Below are 16,504 nucleotides of genomic sequence, written 5' to 3' on the forward strand. Positions count from 1 at the left end.
GTGGTCAATTACCTAATTTTCAGGGAAAAAGTCCCTGAATTTTCCCCCCAATCACTCCAAGGGGCGGCACTTTTTGAGGGAAAAAAAGTCTAAAAACCTTGTTGGATAAGGTTTTTAGATTTATTCAGCAAACCCTAATTAACGCCAGTTCGGTTTAAGGGAATTTTGCCATAGCTTCCACGAAAGAATAGGAGTTTCAGGCTACGGTAGCATCAGGGTTTTAGCTGATCCCGAACTCAGGTTAATTATTGCGAATGTGAATATCTTGCTGCGGGAAGGGAATCTCGATACCCTGTTGAGTAAACCTATCAAGAATAACACAATTAACATCACTAATTACTCGCTTTTTCCTGTTAACATTATCCAACCAGAACTTTAATTCAAAGTTTAAACTAGAATGATCAAAATTAAGAAAAAAAGCTACTGGTTGCGGGTTTTTAAGTATATGAGGATGTTGGTCAGCAATGTCTAGCAATAAATTCATCACCTGTTGTGCGTTAGAATGATAACCAACTCCGATAACAATTGAACAATAAATCAAGTTATCACTACCCGTATAGGTGGTGACATCCTCAGTAAAAAACTTTTGATTGGGAATAATTTTTTCGGAATTGTCTGTAAGAATTTGCACTGTTGTCGCTCGAATACCTAGCTTTTTTACCTGAGAAGTTTGCCCTTCAATATTAATTATGTCTCCAGGTTTGAGAACTTTTTCAAATAATAGTAAAATACCGCTAATAAAATTACTGACCACTTGCTGCATACCGAAACCAATACCCACCGATAAACCGCCAGTAATTGCCGCTATTGCCGTTGCATTAACTCCCACATAACCCAAGATGATGATAAAACCTAAGACAATGAAAAAATAACGTCCTAACAGTAAAGTTGCTTCAATTTCACCGCGACTAGCTTGCTGATTTAAATTGGCAATACTCAGAATTATAGTCTCTATAAGAACAACAATAATCACCAGAAAATAGGGAGCTATTATCAAAATAAATATGCTTCTCAATGTGATCGGACTATTGAATAAATTGAAGGGAGATACTTGGGCAATTTCCTGAATATTATTGTAAAAACCAATCATGTTTCTCAGGAGAAATAACACCAATAAAGGTGCTAAAAGCCGGAAATGATAATATCTAATTATATTGACGGAAAACTTGGCGTATAGTCCAGCTAATAAACCACGATAAACTAAATAAAACCACAGGAGTTTTATAGATAAACTAATCATTCCTCTTGTCCAATTTTGACTGAAAAAAATTAGATAATTTAAGTCAAGTAAAATTAGACTAATAACTGGAAAATTAAGAAACTCTATCAGGATAGCAAAATATTGACGGAGGGTTAAATTTTTATCACTGTGAATAAAACTGGTGACGTGAGGGAATCTTTTTCTCAAGTAAGACCATAACCATTTTGATAATAACCAAGCAAGAATTAAAGACAGAAAAATGATCGTTAATTGACTTTGAACATTTCTGCGTCCTAAAAATAATAATTGGTTAGCAATTATTTCCGAAAGAGAGGGAATATTGTTATTCATAATTAATTTATTTTCCTGACTTCCTGATCGAGACCTGATTGAATATAAAGTGTCAGTTTTTGGGCTGCTGTTGAGGAAGATATTTCACCAGCGATCGCTCTTTCATACCAAAATTCTCCCTCTTCTAAAATTTTATTCAACTTTTCCCAATCATCCAGAGGAACTGCCACAGCATTGTGAGATTGTTGTAATAATACCGATTCAATCGGTAGCAAATTTCCTTCGATCTGCACCCGTCGATTAGCGGGAATAAAACTTTCTGTTTGGATGATTGCTTGTAATTGTTGTTCGGGATTAGAGAGAAATTTTCCTAAAGCTAATCCCAAACTATTTTCATTATCACTATTATTGCGATTAAATACCATCACCCGTGTATAGAGAATTGGTGATGCTTTACCCTGAGTTTCTTGGGGAAGTAAAGCAACTCTGAGATCATCTTGGAGGCTGTTTTTTAAATTGGCAATTTCAATAGAATTACACACATAATAGGTTAAGCGACCTCTAGCAAAAGCATTATGAAGTAATTCCCGTTGACGATTGAGGATAAAATTAGGCTGTGACGAAGCAAATTTTAGCCATTCTAGCCATTTTGCCCAACCATCTAAGCGAGGTTGCAGCCTACCCTGCTCATCCCACAAATAGCTGCCAAAAATTGCCATTCCCCAAAAAGTATCTTCAAAAGAGGAAACTATCCCCACAGAATAACCTTTGCGCGCACGTTCCACTAATCCCTCTAAAGTGGTAGGAGGTTGCTTCAGCAGCGGATCGGGACTAACTTGTAATTTTTTTTGATTATAACACAGTACATTGGTACGAGAACCTAAGGGAATACCATAGATTTTTCCTTGATAGCTAACTTGTTTCAGCGTCGGGGGATAATAAATAGATAAATCTAGATTGTTCTGGTCAATTTCCCCCAGTACTCCTTGGGATACTAATCTGGGTATATTTCTCGAAAAAATTAGAATAACACTTGCACCTAATCCGCTTTGAGATTGTTTAAAAAAACGTTCGGGTATCTCATCGATAGGAATAGCTTGTTCAAGAATTGTCACCTGCGGATTTAATTTTTCAAACTCTTGCAAACCGAGACCTACTACTTCAGTTAAATTGCCCTCTTCTGGATACCAAACCAAAAGGGTTCCTTGCCGTTGCTCCGATGATTGGTTAGGAAGATCACTAAAACAAGCATAAAGAAAAATCGGCATCAAGATAAAAAGCAATAGGAGCGATATAATCATCTTTGCTTTTTTGCTTCTCCAAGCATTTTTAACTCTGAGCATTAGAAATTGCATCGCTCGTGATCCTTCAAAAATATTGCCATATATTCATAGTACAATGAAAAGGTGAATAATAATCTTCATCAGAAAAATAATTAACATAATCTTTTGTCAATATCCACCAGTATAGCAATAATCCCAGTTAAAAATTTGTGGGAGTTAAGCTGATGGTTATCTAAATTACTTGTAAAGACCAGCTGATAGTAGGGAAAGAGCGAGTTTCATAGTTTATTTTCTAACACTCTAATAACCAGTTTATACTAAATCTGGTTATTAAAGACTGATTATTTATTCCCCCTTTTGCATGAGTGCCTATTGCATGAGTGCCTGTCCTTATAAGTAGCCTATGCTCAACGGATTTAGTATAACAGTTAAAGAATTATCAGAATGGATTCAGGCAATTCAATCCGCAGAATCACAATTTGAGCAAGTTTTAAATTTATTGGAGGATGATGATGATTCAGATTAATAAAAATCAAACTAATTCGGCTCAGGCTAGTAATTATGAAACAGAGTTAAATCTTGAGAACTTTGATCAGATTGCACCCAAAAAACATGATCATAAAATCTATCAAAAGCTCTTAAAAAAAGCTCAGGATATTGGTGATAAACAATCTGAGGTTTTTGCTCTTAGCCGGTTAGCAATGATTTATCAATCTTGGGGTCAATATAGAGAAGCAATACAATATCTTCACCAACAATTAGTAATTATTAGAGAAATCAATGATCGGTATTCGGAGGCGAATACTTTAGGTAATTTGGGAGCGGCTTATCAGTCTTTAGGGCAGTATCAAGAAGCAATTGCACATCTTCAAGAACAATTAGCAATTGCTCAGGAGATCGGCGATATTCTTGCCCTAGCAAATGCTTTCGGAAATCTGGGAATTACTTATCAATCCTTAGGACAATATCAGCAAGCAATTGAATATTTTCAAAAACAATTAGAAATTGCCCAACAAATTGGTGATAAAACATCAGAAGCCAATGCTTTGAGCAATTTAGGTATTTCTTATAAATATCAAGGCGATTTTTATCAAGCATAATCTCTATTTTTACAAGGATTAAAAATCCATGAAGAGTTATTTGGTGGCAATAATCCTAGTGTTGCTTCTAATCTCAACAATCTGGCGAGTCTTTATCAAGATCAAGGGAAATACGCAGAAGCAGAACCTCTTTATCAAAGAGTGCTGGAGATTCGGGAAAAGCTATTAGGAAAAGAGCATCCTGATGTGGCGACCAGTCTCAACAATCTGGCGAGTCTTTATTATTCTCAAGGGAAATACGCAGAAGCAGAACCTCTCTATCAAAGAGCCATTGCTATTTTGATAGCTACATTAGGCGAAAATCACCCTAATATTCAAACAGTAAGAAAGAATTATTTTCGGATGCTGTCCCAACTTCCCGATGAGGAATTAAGCCAACGCTTTCCTCCCGAAATGATCGAATATATCCAATCCCTCCGTCATGCCTAGATTCTTTGTAATACCTTAATAATGCTCAAACTGCAATAAAATTACTCCAGCAGATAGCAAATGCCTAAAAAAATACGAGAACTCAAGTCTATACTTCTGAAAGCAGGGTTTACCTATCGCCACGGTAAAGGTAGTCATACCGTTTGGAGTCATCCCCGTTTAGAATATAGCTTGACCCTGTCAGGCAAAGATAGTAGTGATGCTGATCGCTACCAGGAAAAAGACGTAAGAAATGCACTTCAGGAACTAGCAAACTTAAATCAAGGAGACAACCCATGAATTATCACTACAGTATTTTTATTCAATGGTCACAAGAAGACAACAAATTTATCGCCCATCTACCTGAATTTGGCCCCTATGCTCATACTCACGGCGAAACTTACAATACAGCCCTACAAAATGCCCTTGAAGTCTTAGATCTCCTGATCGAAGACTACACTGCACGAGGCAAATCTCTCCCACGTCCCCAGGCTATTTCCGCATAGCCCAAATATCCTCTATTACATTCAAGGGAAATACGCAGAAGCCGAACCTTTCTATCAAAGAGCTATTGCTATTTTGATAGCTACACTAGGCGAAAATCACCCTAACATTCAAACAGTAAGAAAGAATTATTTTCGGATGCTGTCCCAACTTCCCGATGAGGAATTAACCGAACGCTTTCCCCCAGAAACAGTCGAATATATCCAATCCCTCCGTCAAAATTAACCCTGATGAGACAAACAATCACCATGCAAACCCAACCGCTAGAATCAAACTCAACAAACCTGATTAAACTGCGCTCTAGTCAACCAGAATCCCTTAAAGCAATGATTCAAACCGATCTGAACTATCGGCTACAAGACTTAGAGAGCGGATTACAACAAACTCAAGCACGCCTAAAACAATTTGAAACCCAATATCAATGCTCAACAGAGCAGTTTGTTGATTTGTTTACTAATGATCAATTACAACACAGTGAAGATTTTGATGAATGGCTAGGAGAGTCCTGGATGCTTGAGAAAATACAGCAAAAAATCGCCATCATTAAGGAGATTGAATTTGTTGATTGAGACTTACTTTGAGAGAATTAGAAAACTTCTCACAAACTCAGCCATGATCCAAACTTTTGAACTTGACACAGAAAAACGGACAGAGAGTCTCGGTTTTATTAGAGGCAATATTACCTTTATTGACGGCTCTCGGCTCTATATTCGAGAATTTATCTGTATATTTAATCACTTAATCAGAAGCATTTACCTTTGAAATAGCAGTTTTTAAATAGGAAACCACCTCATTAATTGCTACTTCTGACGCTTTTTTACTGGCTCTTTCGACTAATTCCACCTTACCAGATTTGAGAGATTTACCCGTGACAATGCGATAGGGAATCCCAATTAAATCCGCATCTTTGAACTTAACTCCTGCACGTTCATCCCGGTCATCTAAAAGGGTTTCAATGCCCGCTTGATTTAACTCATTGTATAAACTTTCGGCGGTTTTTACCTGCTCGGCATCAGCTAAATTGGGAATAACCACAATCGCTTGATAAGGGGCAATAGCTACCGGCCAAATAATGCCATCTTTATCGTAGGATTGTTCTACGGCTGCCTGTGCTAAACGCGATACTCCTATGCCATAACAACCCATACAAATGGGGGTAGATTCTCCCGCTTCATTAGTATAAAAAGCATTCATGGCTTGAGAATATTTATAGCCCAATTGGAAGATATGACCGACTTCAATTCCTCTAGCACTTTGCAAGGTTTGATCAGGATCGTGAATAGCTCGATCGCCTACCTGGGCTTTGCGTAGATCGACGATTAATTCCGGTAAGATAAAATCTTTACCCCAATTTGCCCCCACTAAATGAAACCCCGTTTCATTTGCACCGGTGATCAAGTTTTCTAAGTCTGTCACCGTGTTGTCTGCTATGCGTAAAAATTGAGGAGCTATATCGCTGGCTTTTTTGAGCAAATTATCTTCTAAGTCGGGAGCAATATAACCTAAAGGTAAAGGTTTAGTTGCCCATTTCTGTTGAGCGGCAGCATCGGGTATTTTTAAAGCCAAAATTGTTTTAGCATTGTAACGGCTCGCCTGTCTAATTAATTCATTTTGTAGTTTAACTTCGTTAACCTCTTGATCTCCCCGAATGCTCACCAAAACTAAAACAGTTATGCCGCTATCATAAACCACTTCGTAGAGAACATTTTTGACGATAGCGGTGGCAGAACAATCGAGAAATTTAGCTAAACTTTCGATAGTGTTGGTGTTAGGAGTCTCTTTTTTAGCAAACTTTTTAAAGGGAGAAGCCACTTTATCTGCCGGCAAAGAAACGGCTTTTTCCACATTAGCCGCATACTTTTCATCGGCGGTAAATAAAACCTCATCTTCTCCGGCATCAGCTAAGACCATAAATTCTTGGGATGCGGAACCACCAATCGCTCCAGAATCGGCTTCTACTGCCCGAAAAGCTAACCCACAACGGCGGAAAATATTGCGGTAAGCTATATCCATCGCTTGATAGGTTTTCTTTAAACATTCCTCGTCGAGATTGAAAGAATAGGCATCTTTCATAATAAATTCTCGTCCCCGCATTAAACCAAAACGAGGGCGAATTTCATCGCGAAATTTAGTTTGAATCTGATATAAATTAACCGGTAATTGTCGATAGGAACGAATTAAATCCCGAGCGACGGCAGTAATTACTTCTTCGTGAGTCGGTCCTAATCCTAACTCCCGGTTTTGCCGGTCCGTCAGGGCAAACATAATCCCTTCTGCTTTTGTGTAGGTGTCCCAACGGCCTGATTCCTGCCAGAGTTCCGCCGGTTGCAGTTGGGGAAGTAAACATTCTTGGGCGCCGGCTTTATTCATTTCTTCCCGGACTATCTGGGAGACTTTCTGCAAAACCCGCCACATCAGGGGTAAATAGGCGTAAATACCGCTGCCAATGCGACGAATGTAACCGGCACGGACTAAGCATTTATGACTGGGGATTTCCGCCTCGGCTGGGTCTTCCCGGAGAGTGACAAAAAGCTGTTGAGAGAGTCGCATCCTATCGATATCCTTTTGAACAGAAGACTTTCTATTATCTCATCAAAGGAGAGCGACTGCAATTATCAATTACTTGTGTTGACAAACAATAACAGCGATCAGTTTACCGATTCTCAGGTATTTCCCCTCACAACTTGAGACTGGTTGGAGACGCATTGAACCTTAGTTGCAATTGCCTAACTCCCTTGTTCTCTACTCTAGGAAATATGAGCGTTCAGGTCGATCGCTGTTATCGTCGTTATCGAGACAGAATGTAACTTTAACAGGGTTTACTCCTTTGTGAACTTGACCTTATAACCTTGCCAGTTGATCTGTCAGGGAAGCTTTTTTCCTTAGCTTCAATTATTAATATAACATCGGATCAGAGCTAGAAGTCTTTCTCTTAATCAAAGTTTACATTGCCAGCATCAAGGAAAAGCCTAGATGTTTTGACGCTTAACCGACCATAACTCTTATTATTCAAAAATTATGGCAGGAGTAACCTCAACAGTAGTCAAAGAAAGCGCAGAGGAATTAACTCAACGGATCAAAGAAGCAACCACCCCTAGGGAAAAAGACAAACTGCCGCTAAATCAAGAAAAAGCTCCTACCCTCAAGGTCATAGCTACAAGTTTAGGGCATCATAGAAACACAGTGCAAACCTGGTTGTGTAAATATCTTGAGGAAGGCAACGAAAAGAACTTGATAGATTCCATTTGGTATCTTTCCCAAAATCCTTACCCAGTATGGATTAGAGCGAATTAGCCAAAATACCTGTAATTCTTACCCGTGAAGCGTCACAAGAGAGATACCAAATAGGTTCTATACAGAAACGAGAAGAGCTAAGTTATCGTTGAAACTGGTATAATTAATAGAATCTCAAGAATAGTAAAATTATATGAATGCCCTAAAATATCAAACAATCATCAAAAATGGTCAACTTAGTTTACCTCCCCTCGACTTACCAGAAGGAACAGTTGTCGAAGCGATTTTATTGATTAAAGAAGCTGCTGAAATGGATGAAACGGACTATCTGCTTTCAACAGAAGCTAACCGTCAACATCTCCAAGAGGCAATAGAATCTCTGAAAAATCCTGATAGTTATATTTATGTAGATGCTGCTAACTGATCCGGAAAGTCGCCTTTCTAACCCGAAGTTTTGATGAGTTTAACCAATAAGCGATCGCAGATAAAAAAGTTGACGCTAAAATTGTCAGCCTTATTAAAGATGTTCAAAGAGAGCCTTTTTCTGGATTAGGAAAACCAGAAGCATTGCATTACAAAAGAACATCGCCTAGTTTATAGCGTGTCTGATGAAGAAATTGTGATCATTTCCTGTAAATTTCACTACTAATAATCGCCAGAAATTCCAGAACTAGCTGAGAGCAAGAATTAGGGAACACGAAAACTTAAGAAGAATTTCTGAAGAAAGTGAAAACCAACCTACATTTTTCTTTTATTCTTGTCCAACACTACCATGGAATATTGTCCTATACCTAGAGAAATTAATTGAATAGAACATGACAATTCAGAACAGGATTATGTTGATTTTGGACTCGACTTTAACACTCTTGAAAACTTTAATTAAACAGGATTTAGTATTACACAAGAGCTAGAACCTCTGTAAATGCGTTGCAAGGGAGACCCTTGCAACGAGGTAGAAACGAGAAGAACCACTTACTTATTAATTTTTCACAAAAGTAAATTTACCATTTTTACCATCGGCATCCATTTTAATTTGTGCCACGGAGAATTTATCCTGAATGATTTCTCCTTCGGGAGTAAAAGCAATATCTCCTAGGACAGTGACATACTTACCCGCTAAAATTTCCTGATTTAATTGTTGGCGAATTTGTTCGAGGGAAAGTGTACTGAGTTTATTTTTATCATCTACCCGTTTTAAGGCCTCGACAAAAACTTGAATTCCCGTAAAAGCTTGAGCGGTAAATTGGGGCGGTGCTTTTTTATTTTCTGCTGTATAAGCGGCGACAAAATCCCGATTAATAGGACTATCTAATTCCGGGTTATAAGCTTGAGCAATGATAATGCCATCACATTGAGCTTGACAAACAGGGAAAATATTAGAAGTATTTAAACCATTGCCACCAATAATTAATCCCTGATAGCCTAATTGTCGCAACTGTTTGACCAAATTGCCCCCGTCAGCAACCAAACCAGAAATAACCACTAAATCCGGTTTAATATTGATAGCGGCGGTGGCTTGGTTTTGAAAATCTGTATCGGTGGTTTGGAATTTCTGCACGGTGACAATATCAAGATTTAAACTCTTCAGGGTTTCTTGAAAAGTTTCCGTTTCCGATTTACTAAAAGCATCATTTTGGGCAAAAAAGACAGCCACTTTTTTAATCTTGGGATCGATTTTTAAAGCGGTTTTAACCGCATTGGGAGCGACCACAGCCACAGGAGCAGACACCCTGCCCACATATTCACCGATCTGGGGGATACCTTTAGCGGTGTTAGACGGGCCGAGAATGGGAACTTTGGCTCGATCGGCGATCGGACTAGCGGCAAAAGCTTGTTGGGACAGGGACGGACCAAGAATACCCACCACTTTATCTTGGGTGATGAGGGTATTAATGGCGTTGATCGCTCCCTGTTCATCCCCGGCCACATCCTGGATAATAACTTTAATCGGTGTTCCATTGACTCCGCCCTTTTTATTAAAATATGTTTCAGCCATCTTGACACCGATCACCTGTTCCTGTCCCAATAGGGCGAGATTGCTGGTTTGAGCCAAAGCTGCACCGATGGGAATAGCGGCAGTGGCGGCGTTTTCTGCGGGACTGGGGTTAGTTTGACCGGTGGGAGTGCCGGAATTACAGGCCACCACTAGACCAAAAGTGACTAGGGATAAGATTAAAGGGATTAATAAACGTTTTCTGAGCATCTTAACTCTCCAGGAGGCTGATATTGTTGATGACACTATTATTTCGCTAATCGGGTTGATTTCAGCGATAATTCTCGACGCAATCGGACCGGATTCTACTCCCTTAGCGCCCTTTGTTTCTCCTAATTTTGTCGATTAACCTCCCCGTCTCACCTCCGTTTTCTAAAAACGATTTGCCTTTTCTGGTTCTGTCGCCTAACCTAGTAGTTAGGGAATCTATTATCGCCTTTCCCGTCCACAAACCCCGAAGCGAAAACATCCATTTAAGATTATGACTAACCCCGTTATTCACGCCTTTTTCCTCGGACGAGCGATCGCTGAAGTGATCGGTGAACAGCTAGAAGATGCGTTTACCAACGCTTTAAGCGAATTAGGCAAATTTGATGCCGAACAACGGGAAAACCTGCGGCAATTCGTCGAAGAAGTGCAAATGAGAGCCGATCAAGCCATGGAAAAGGGAGTATATACTGGTACAGAGTCCGGTGGTTCCTCCAGTGCCGATGTGCAGGAAAACATCGACGAAATGCGCGCCGAAATCGCCCAATTGCGCTCGGAACTAAAAAACTACCAGAATTAACCCAAAACCCTCTTTTAGTCGCTTTAAAGCCCCAAAAATTGCGTGTCAGCCTTTCTACCCGTCCCCGTTACCCCAGAGTTAAACCCAGCAATGCCGGCCCTCCAAGTCGCCAAAAATAGCTATCGTTGGAATCGAGAAAACTATTCGATCAATCGTCGTCGTCTAGATATTTGGCGATTCGTTCTGACTGTACTTTATCAATTCTGGCTCAACGGTAAAAAATGGAGCTATAACGGCGGCTATAGCGAGGAAAAACTCGCCAGCAGACGCAGAAAACAGGCCGCTTGGATTCGGGAAACCATGTTAGAATTGGGACCGACTTTTATTAAAGTCGGTCAACTGTTCTCCACTCGCGCCGATCTTTTTCCCCTCGAATATGTGGAAGAACTCTCGAAACTACAGGATCAGGTTCCCGCATTTACCTACGAACAGGCCAGCAAAATTATCGAGATATCCCTCGGTAAACCCCTGAATAAACTCTTTAAAAGCTTCGATCCCATCCCCCTAGCAGCCGCTAGTTTAGGACAAGTTCACCGGGCCCAACTGAAGACCGGGGAAGATGTGGTGGTCAAAGTCCAACGGCCCGGATTGAAAAAATTATTTAGTATCGATCTGGCCATCCTGAAAAAAATCGCCCAATACTTCCAAAATCATCCCAAATGGGGTAAAGGTCGCGATTGGACTGGTATTTATGAAGAATGCTGTAAAATTCTCTGGGAAGAAACCGATTATCTCAACGAAGGTCGTAACGCCGACACTTTTCGCCGTAATTTTCGCGGGGAAGATTGGGTCAAAGTACCGAAAGTCTATTGGCGCTACACCTCTCCCCGGGTTTTAACCCTAGAATACCTCCCTGGCATCAAAATCAGTCATTATGAGGCCCTAGAAGCGGCAGGACTCGATCGCAAATTGTTGGCTAAACTGGGGGCAAAAGCTTATTTAATTCAACTGCTCAATAACGGCTTTTTTCATGCGGATCCTCACCCTGGCAATATCGCCGTTGATAGTGATGGCTCCTTAATTTTCTACGATTTCGGCATGATGGGACAAATTAAAACCAACGTGCGCGAAAAACTAATGCAGACTCTCTTAGGAATTGCCCAAAAAGATGCCGATCGCGTGGTCACTTCTCTGGTAGATTTAGGAGCATTAACTGCTAATGGTGATATGGGAGCAGTGCGGCGCTCGATCCAGTATATGCTCGATAACTTCATGGATAAACCCTTTGAGGAGCAATCCGTGGCCGCTATCAGCGATGATCTCTATGACATGGCCTACGATCAACCTTTTCGCTTTCCCGCTACCTTTACCTTCGTCATGCGGGCATTTTCTACCCTGGAAGGGGTAGGCAAAGGACTCGATCCCGAATTTAACTTTATGGAAGTGGCCCAACCTTTTGCCCTGCAATTAGTACATGATATGACAGGAAATAATGGCAGTAATATCCTCGATGAGTTAGGACGACAAGCAGCCCAAGTGAGCAGCACCGCCCTGAGTTTACCCCGACGCATCGATGATACGATCGAAAAATTAGAACGGGGTGATATCCGTGTCCGGGTACGTTCGAGCGAATCCGATCGACTTTTGCGGCGATTGGGTATGATCCAAATGGGAACCAACTATACTTTACTGATCAGTGCTTTGCTTATCTCAGCGACGCTTCTATTTATCAATGGTTTTGGTTGGTTAACTTTAGTGCCGATGGCGATTTCCCTGCTTCCGGGGATAGCCCTCTTGAGACTTTGGCGAAAAATTGAACGTCAGGATCGTATGATGTAATCGATCGCAGGATAATAAATATTGTGTTAGCAGCAGAAATTTCGATGAACAATCTTTCTTTTGGGGGAATGACCGATCCTGGTGTAGTGCGATCGGTTAATCAGGACAGTTATTATATCGACCCCGATCGCCGCTTTTTTATCGTTGCCGATGGTATGGGGGGTCATGCGGGAGGCCAGGAAGCTAGTCAAATAGCCACTGAAACTATCCAAGCTCATCTAGAAGAACACTGGAATTCGCCCCTGAATACCGGGGAATTGCTGCAGGAGGCAATTACTGCCGCTAACGAGAAGATTATTGAAGATCAGCTGAAAAATCCCGAAAGACAGGACATGGGGACAACCCTAGTCATAGCTATCTTCCGAGATGATGGCTATTGGTACACCCATATTGGAGATTCCCGTCTCTATCGCTTTCGTGAGCAAAAATTAGAACAGGTGACGGAGGATCATACTTGGATAGCTAGGGCGATAAAAATGGGCGATCTGTCCGAAGAAGATGCGAAAAACCACCCTTGGCGACACATTTTATTTCAATGTCTCGGTCGTCGCGATTTGCCCCCAGTGACGATATCTCCCCTCGATGTGCAATCTGGCGATAGTTTAATTCTCTGTAGTGATGGTTTGACGGAAGAAGTGTCCGACGAGGAAATTAGCGATTATTTGCAAACCAGTGCTGATTGTCAGGAAATTGTCGAGAATTTAGTGGCAGCGGCCAAAAACGCTGGCGGTTCTGATAATATCACTGTGGTCATGGTAAGCTGTTGACTATCTAGGGTTTGCGGCAAAAAGTTTCTCGTGGGGAAGTGGGGAAGTGGGGAAGTGGGGAAGTGGGGGAATTTCAACTAAAACCCTAACACCCTAACACCCTAAGACCCCCCGCAACGCGCACGCAGTGACCACCCTATCTCCTGCCTCGCAGCCTCGGAGCCTCATCTCAACAAGCAATTTAAATTCGCGGGCAGCTTACTCGATCGCTCCCGCTTGTTTTAATAAAGAAACGATCGCCTGATGGTGATTAAATTTAGCTAACATTAAAGCGGTCATTCCCCCTTGATTTTTCTGGTTTAAGTGCACTTTTCCTCCGTCTAACAAAACTTTAACCGTGTCGAGACAACCGTGATAACTCGCCCACATTAAAGGGGAAGCGCCGCTAAAATCGAGTTTATTGACATCAGCACCGATATCGATTAACCGGCGCACCAGTTGACTATTATTGCCCTCACAAGCTTTCATGAGGACGGTTTTGCCATCGGGATAAACGGCGTTGGGATTAGCCCCGTAGTCGAAGAGATAACGGCAGATTTTCGTAAATTTGCGCTGTAGAGCTAAAGTTAACGGTGTTTCTCCCTGCTGAGTTAGGTTAGGCTCCGCTCCCTGTTTTAACAATTCTAAAACGATCGCTTCGTATCCTTGCATCGTGGCGATGATCAGGGGTGTATCCCCAAAATGGTTACGGTGATTGACAAAAGCGCCGGCTTGTAGTAAGGCATGGACGATCTCTAGATGTCCTTCGATCGTCCCTAAATGCAGGGCCGTTTCTCCAGCCTGATTTTGATTGTCAACACTGGCCCCCTTAGCGAGTAAAAGTCGGACAATATCGAAATATCCCTCAGCAGCAGCGATCATGAGGGCAGTTTCTCCCTCCTCCGTGCTGATATTCGGATTTGCTCCCGCTTGCAGTAAAGTTTGCACGCTGCCGAGATTTCCCCTCTCTACAGCCAAAATTAGGGGAGTTTCCCCGGATAAAGTGGGAGAATCGAGGGGCATACCACGGGTAATAAACAATTCGAGGATTTCTGGGCAATTAGCGGTGAGAGCCTGTAACCAAGCTTGTTGACGGATTTCGTCATCTACACCACTATCGAGCAGTAAACGGACGATTGCGGCGTAATTTTGGCTAATAGCTACAGATAAAGCCGTATCTCCATCCCGATCGCGCATATTGACCCGAGCGCCGGCGGTTAATAACTGTTCTGCGATCGCTGTATGACCCTTATAAACGGCGATCATTAGTGCTGGTGTACCATCTTGATTGACCTGATTGATATTAGCACCGGCAGCGATTAGTTGAGGGAGGATTTGACTGTGATTGAGGGCAGCCGCTAACATGAGAGGGCTTAAACCTTGAGGTTGTTTACTTTTGTTGATATCAGCCCCAAATTCTCGCAAAATTGCCACAATTTCCCTATGACCCCCCTGCACGGCATAGATTAAAGCCGTAGTATTTTGCACATCAGTGGCGTTGACATTTGCCCCCTGACTCAGTAAAGCTTGAACCCGCGCGAGATTGCCCTGACGCGCCGCTTGTATTAACAAGATATCCCAATTAGAAGCCATTAACAGTGACCGATCGGCAGAAAGTATTTTTTCTATTATCGATCTTTCTAGACGGGTAAACGGACAGAAACGCTAGTACCCCGTTCTAATTCTGAGGTGACGGCAATAGTTCCCCCATGAGCATCGATAATGCGACGGGAGAGATAAAGTCCTAACCCATTGTTGGAACTGTCCGGGGAACCGGAGTACAGGCGCTCGAAAATCCGGGGTAGTTCTTCTGCTGAAATGCCTATACCAGTATCCTCGACGACAATGGTGACAAAAGTATATTCCTCTGTAGCGGGGATGAGATGAATTTTCACATCACCCTTTTGGGTAAATTTAATCGCATTGCCGATGAGATTGGTAAAAACGCGCCGCAGTTCCAAGCGATCGCCAGTTAGGAAAATTTCCCCGGCATTTTCGGCATTTAAGCTTAATTCTAGTCCTTTTTCTCGGGCAAGGGGAGTTAACTGCTGACAGACTTCTTCGAGAATATCGATAATCTTTAATTTAGTAAAATTAAGTGTCTTTTCGCCGTTTTCATAACAATAAACTTCCAAAAGATTATTAACCATTTCCAAGAGATTTGTATTACTGCGAATAATCACATGAATGACTCGACTCATTTCGGGAGTAATCTCACCGTATAAACCTTCTTGAAATAGTTCTAATATATGATTGACAGACACTAAGGGAGTTCGCAAATCGTGGGTCATCCTCGAAACAAAATCTTCTTTTTGTCTACCCAATTGATCTTTTTCTTGTTTGGCAATCGCCACTTCTTCTTCCGCTTCATAGATGCGGATGGCGTTTTGCATCGCTTGATTTAAGCGCGAGGCAGAAAGACGAAATTTACTCATATAATCGGAAGCACCGGCTTTCATCATATCTACGGCAATTCCTTCGTCTCCGTGACCGGTTAAGACAATTAGGGGTATTTTAACTCCCTGGTCCCGAATTTCCCGCACCAAAGTCAAACCATCTCCATCGGGTAGAAGATAATCGATAAACATACAGTCGAAAAGATTATTGGACATCTGTTCTTTAGCCTCTTGATAGTCAGCGGCTTCTGTTATTTCTATCGCCATCTCCGATGTTCTTAAGAATCGGCGCACGGCGGTCCGATCTACTTCATTATCATCAACAATTAGAATTTTTAACTGGTTTAACATTGCCAATTTAAATCTGAATTTCATTACTGTCTGATCTACCCTGATAGAATACCTCGAATCGGGTTCGATGGTCAAGACATTTTCGAGGTCGATTCTTACAGCTTTTTTCATAAAGATGAAGTATAGTCTAATTTGCTATTGACGACTGAATCGTGACGACTGTCCCCCAAAACGAAAAATTACTACCTCACTATTAACTCAAGTTTAGACTAATTTGAGCAATAGTCAGTACAAAAGAACTGCTTGAGCAGAAAAAACGGGAAATCAAGTAAGATTACTAAATTTCCCGAAAATAGACCTCCTGCAAAAATAGGAACTGATTATGTACAATAAAGTAAAACACTCAGAAAAACCATGACTTACGAAAAAGTAAAAAATTTGAATCCAGAAGAGTTTAAACGCTTTTGTGGAGTATATCCTGAAACATTTAA

At 41.3% G+C, this 16,504-nt stretch carries 16 protein-coding genes and 2 pseudogenes; 12 read left to right on the forward strand and 6 right to left on the reverse strand.

Translation table 11 applies throughout. The annotated features are described in order from the left end of the window. Positions 1–241 precede the first annotated feature (241 nt). Together IM322_RS08285 and IM322_RS08290 are read right to left on the reverse strand one after the other, a co-directional pair. Complete coding sequence (locus IM322_RS08285) at positions 242–1,552, reverse strand: mechanosensitive ion channel family protein (RefSeq protein WP_287675885.1); 1,311 nt, start codon at positions 1,550–1,552, stop codon at positions 242–244. 2 nt (positions 1,553–1,554) lie between these two features. Next, entirely contained in the window at positions 1,555–2,847 is a 1,293-nt protein-coding gene (locus tag IM322_RS08290) for a sugar ABC transporter substrate-binding protein (protein ID WP_287675887.1), read from the reverse strand. 440 nt (positions 2,848–3,287) lie between these two features. On the opposite strand from IM322_RS08290, the pseudogene IM322_RS23270 reads away from it, so the two are divergent. From IM322_RS23270 to IM322_RS23670, 6 genes and pseudogenes are all read left to right on the forward strand, one after another. Further along, positions 3,288–4,304 (forward strand): annotated as a pseudogene (locus IM322_RS23270) (tetratricopeptide repeat protein). A 60-nt stretch (positions 4,305–4,364) separates the two neighbouring features. Beyond that, positions 4,365–4,583: a type II toxin-antitoxin system HicA family toxin gene (locus IM322_RS08305; protein WP_287675890.1), complete on the forward strand. Its 219-nt coding sequence runs from the start codon at positions 4,365–4,367 to the stop codon at positions 4,581–4,583. After that, positions 4,580–4,789, forward strand: coding sequence for a type II toxin-antitoxin system HicB family antitoxin (locus tag IM322_RS08310; RefSeq protein WP_287675892.1), 210 nt, complete (start codon positions 4,580–4,582; stop codon positions 4,787–4,789). The genes IM322_RS08305 and IM322_RS08310 overlap by 4 nt, the downstream gene beginning before the upstream one ends. 19 nt (positions 4,790–4,808) lie before the next feature. Continuing rightward, a complete protein-coding gene (locus IM322_RS08315) occupies positions 4,809–5,012 on the forward strand; it encodes a tetratricopeptide repeat protein (RefSeq protein ID WP_287675902.1) in 204 nt (67 codons plus the stop codon). A 5-nt stretch (positions 5,013–5,017) separates the two neighbouring features. Further along, positions 5,018–5,356, forward strand: a complete 339-nt coding sequence (locus IM322_RS08320; RefSeq protein WP_287675893.1) for a hypothetical protein — start codon at positions 5,018–5,020, stop codon at positions 5,354–5,356. Then, entirely contained in the window at positions 5,349–5,549 is a 201-nt protein-coding gene (locus IM322_RS23670; protein WP_502845720.1) for a toxin-antitoxin system TumE family protein, read from the forward strand. The genes IM322_RS08320 and IM322_RS23670 overlap by 8 nt, the downstream gene beginning before the upstream one ends. Here the strand turns inward: IM322_RS23670 and IM322_RS08325 are convergent. After that, the gene (locus IM322_RS08325; protein ID WP_287675894.1) at positions 5,526–7,337 is read right to left on the reverse strand and encodes a proline--tRNA ligase; all 1,812 of its coding nucleotides are present in this window, start codon (positions 7,335–7,337) and stop codon (positions 5,526–5,528) included. The two genes, IM322_RS23670 and IM322_RS08325, sit on opposite strands and share 24 nt — an antisense overlap. Before the next feature lie 468 nt (positions 7,338–7,805). Here IM322_RS08325 and IM322_RS08330 point away from each other — a divergent pair, with 468 nt between their 5' ends. The 3 genes and pseudogenes from IM322_RS08330 to IM322_RS08340 all read left to right on the forward strand — a co-directional run bounded on the left by IM322_RS08330 (position 7,806) and on the right by IM322_RS08340 (position 8,670). Continuing rightward, positions 7,806–8,081, forward strand: a complete 276-nt coding sequence (locus IM322_RS08330) for a hypothetical protein (RefSeq protein WP_287675895.1) — start codon at positions 7,806–7,808, stop codon at positions 8,079–8,081. Between the two features lie 133 nt (positions 8,082–8,214). Further along, entirely contained in the window at positions 8,215–8,445 is a 231-nt protein-coding gene (locus tag IM322_RS08335; RefSeq protein WP_046662893.1) for a hypothetical protein, read from the forward strand. 53 nt (positions 8,446–8,498) lie between these two features. Beyond that, positions 8,499–8,670: pseudogene (locus tag IM322_RS08340) on the forward strand (Txe/YoeB family addiction module toxin). A gap of 330 nt (positions 8,671–9,000) precedes the next feature. On the opposite strand, the gene IM322_RS08345 reads toward IM322_RS08340, so the two are convergent. After that, positions 9,001–10,224 carry an ABC transporter substrate-binding protein gene (locus tag IM322_RS08345; RefSeq protein ID WP_012267076.1) on the reverse strand — a complete coding sequence of 408 codons (1,224 nt, stop codon included), beginning with the start codon at positions 10,222–10,224 and terminating at the stop codon, positions 9,001–9,003. Between the two features lie 271 nt (positions 10,225–10,495). Here IM322_RS08345 and IM322_RS08350 point away from each other — a divergent pair, with 271 nt between their 5' ends. The 3 genes from IM322_RS08350 to IM322_RS08360 all read left to right on the forward strand — a co-directional run bounded on the left by IM322_RS08350 (position 10,496) and on the right by IM322_RS08360 (position 13,347). Further along, a complete protein-coding gene (locus tag IM322_RS08350; protein WP_004162702.1) occupies positions 10,496–10,801 on the forward strand; it encodes a DUF6825 family protein in 306 nt (101 codons plus the stop codon). 90 nt (positions 10,802–10,891) lie between these two features. Then, a complete protein-coding gene (locus tag IM322_RS08355) occupies positions 10,892–12,580 on the forward strand; it encodes an ABC1 kinase family protein (RefSeq protein WP_287675903.1) in 1,689 nt (562 codons plus the stop codon). Positions 12,581–12,624: 44 nt separating this feature from the next. Continuing rightward, a complete protein-coding gene (locus tag IM322_RS08360; RefSeq protein WP_287675898.1) occupies positions 12,625–13,347 on the forward strand; it encodes a Stp1/IreP family PP2C-type Ser/Thr phosphatase in 723 nt (240 codons plus the stop codon). Between the two features lie 198 nt (positions 13,348–13,545). Here IM322_RS08360 and IM322_RS08365 read toward each other — a convergent pair whose 3' ends face one another. Both IM322_RS08365 and IM322_RS08370 read right to left on the reverse strand, forming a co-directional pair. Beyond that, positions 13,546–14,946, reverse strand: coding sequence for an ankyrin repeat domain-containing protein (locus tag IM322_RS08365; protein WP_353737497.1), 1,401 nt, complete (start codon positions 14,944–14,946; stop codon positions 13,546–13,548). 20 nt (positions 14,947–14,966) lie between these two features. Next, complete coding sequence (locus IM322_RS08370) at positions 14,967–16,073, reverse strand: hybrid sensor histidine kinase/response regulator (RefSeq protein WP_353737498.1); 1,107 nt, start codon at positions 16,071–16,073, stop codon at positions 14,967–14,969. Between the last annotated feature and the right edge of the window lie 431 nt (positions 16,074–16,504).

This window comes from Microcystis sp. M109S1 (genome assembly GCF_020247025.1).
Lineage (GTDB): Bacteria > Cyanobacteriota > Cyanobacteriia > Cyanobacteriales > Microcystaceae > Microcystis.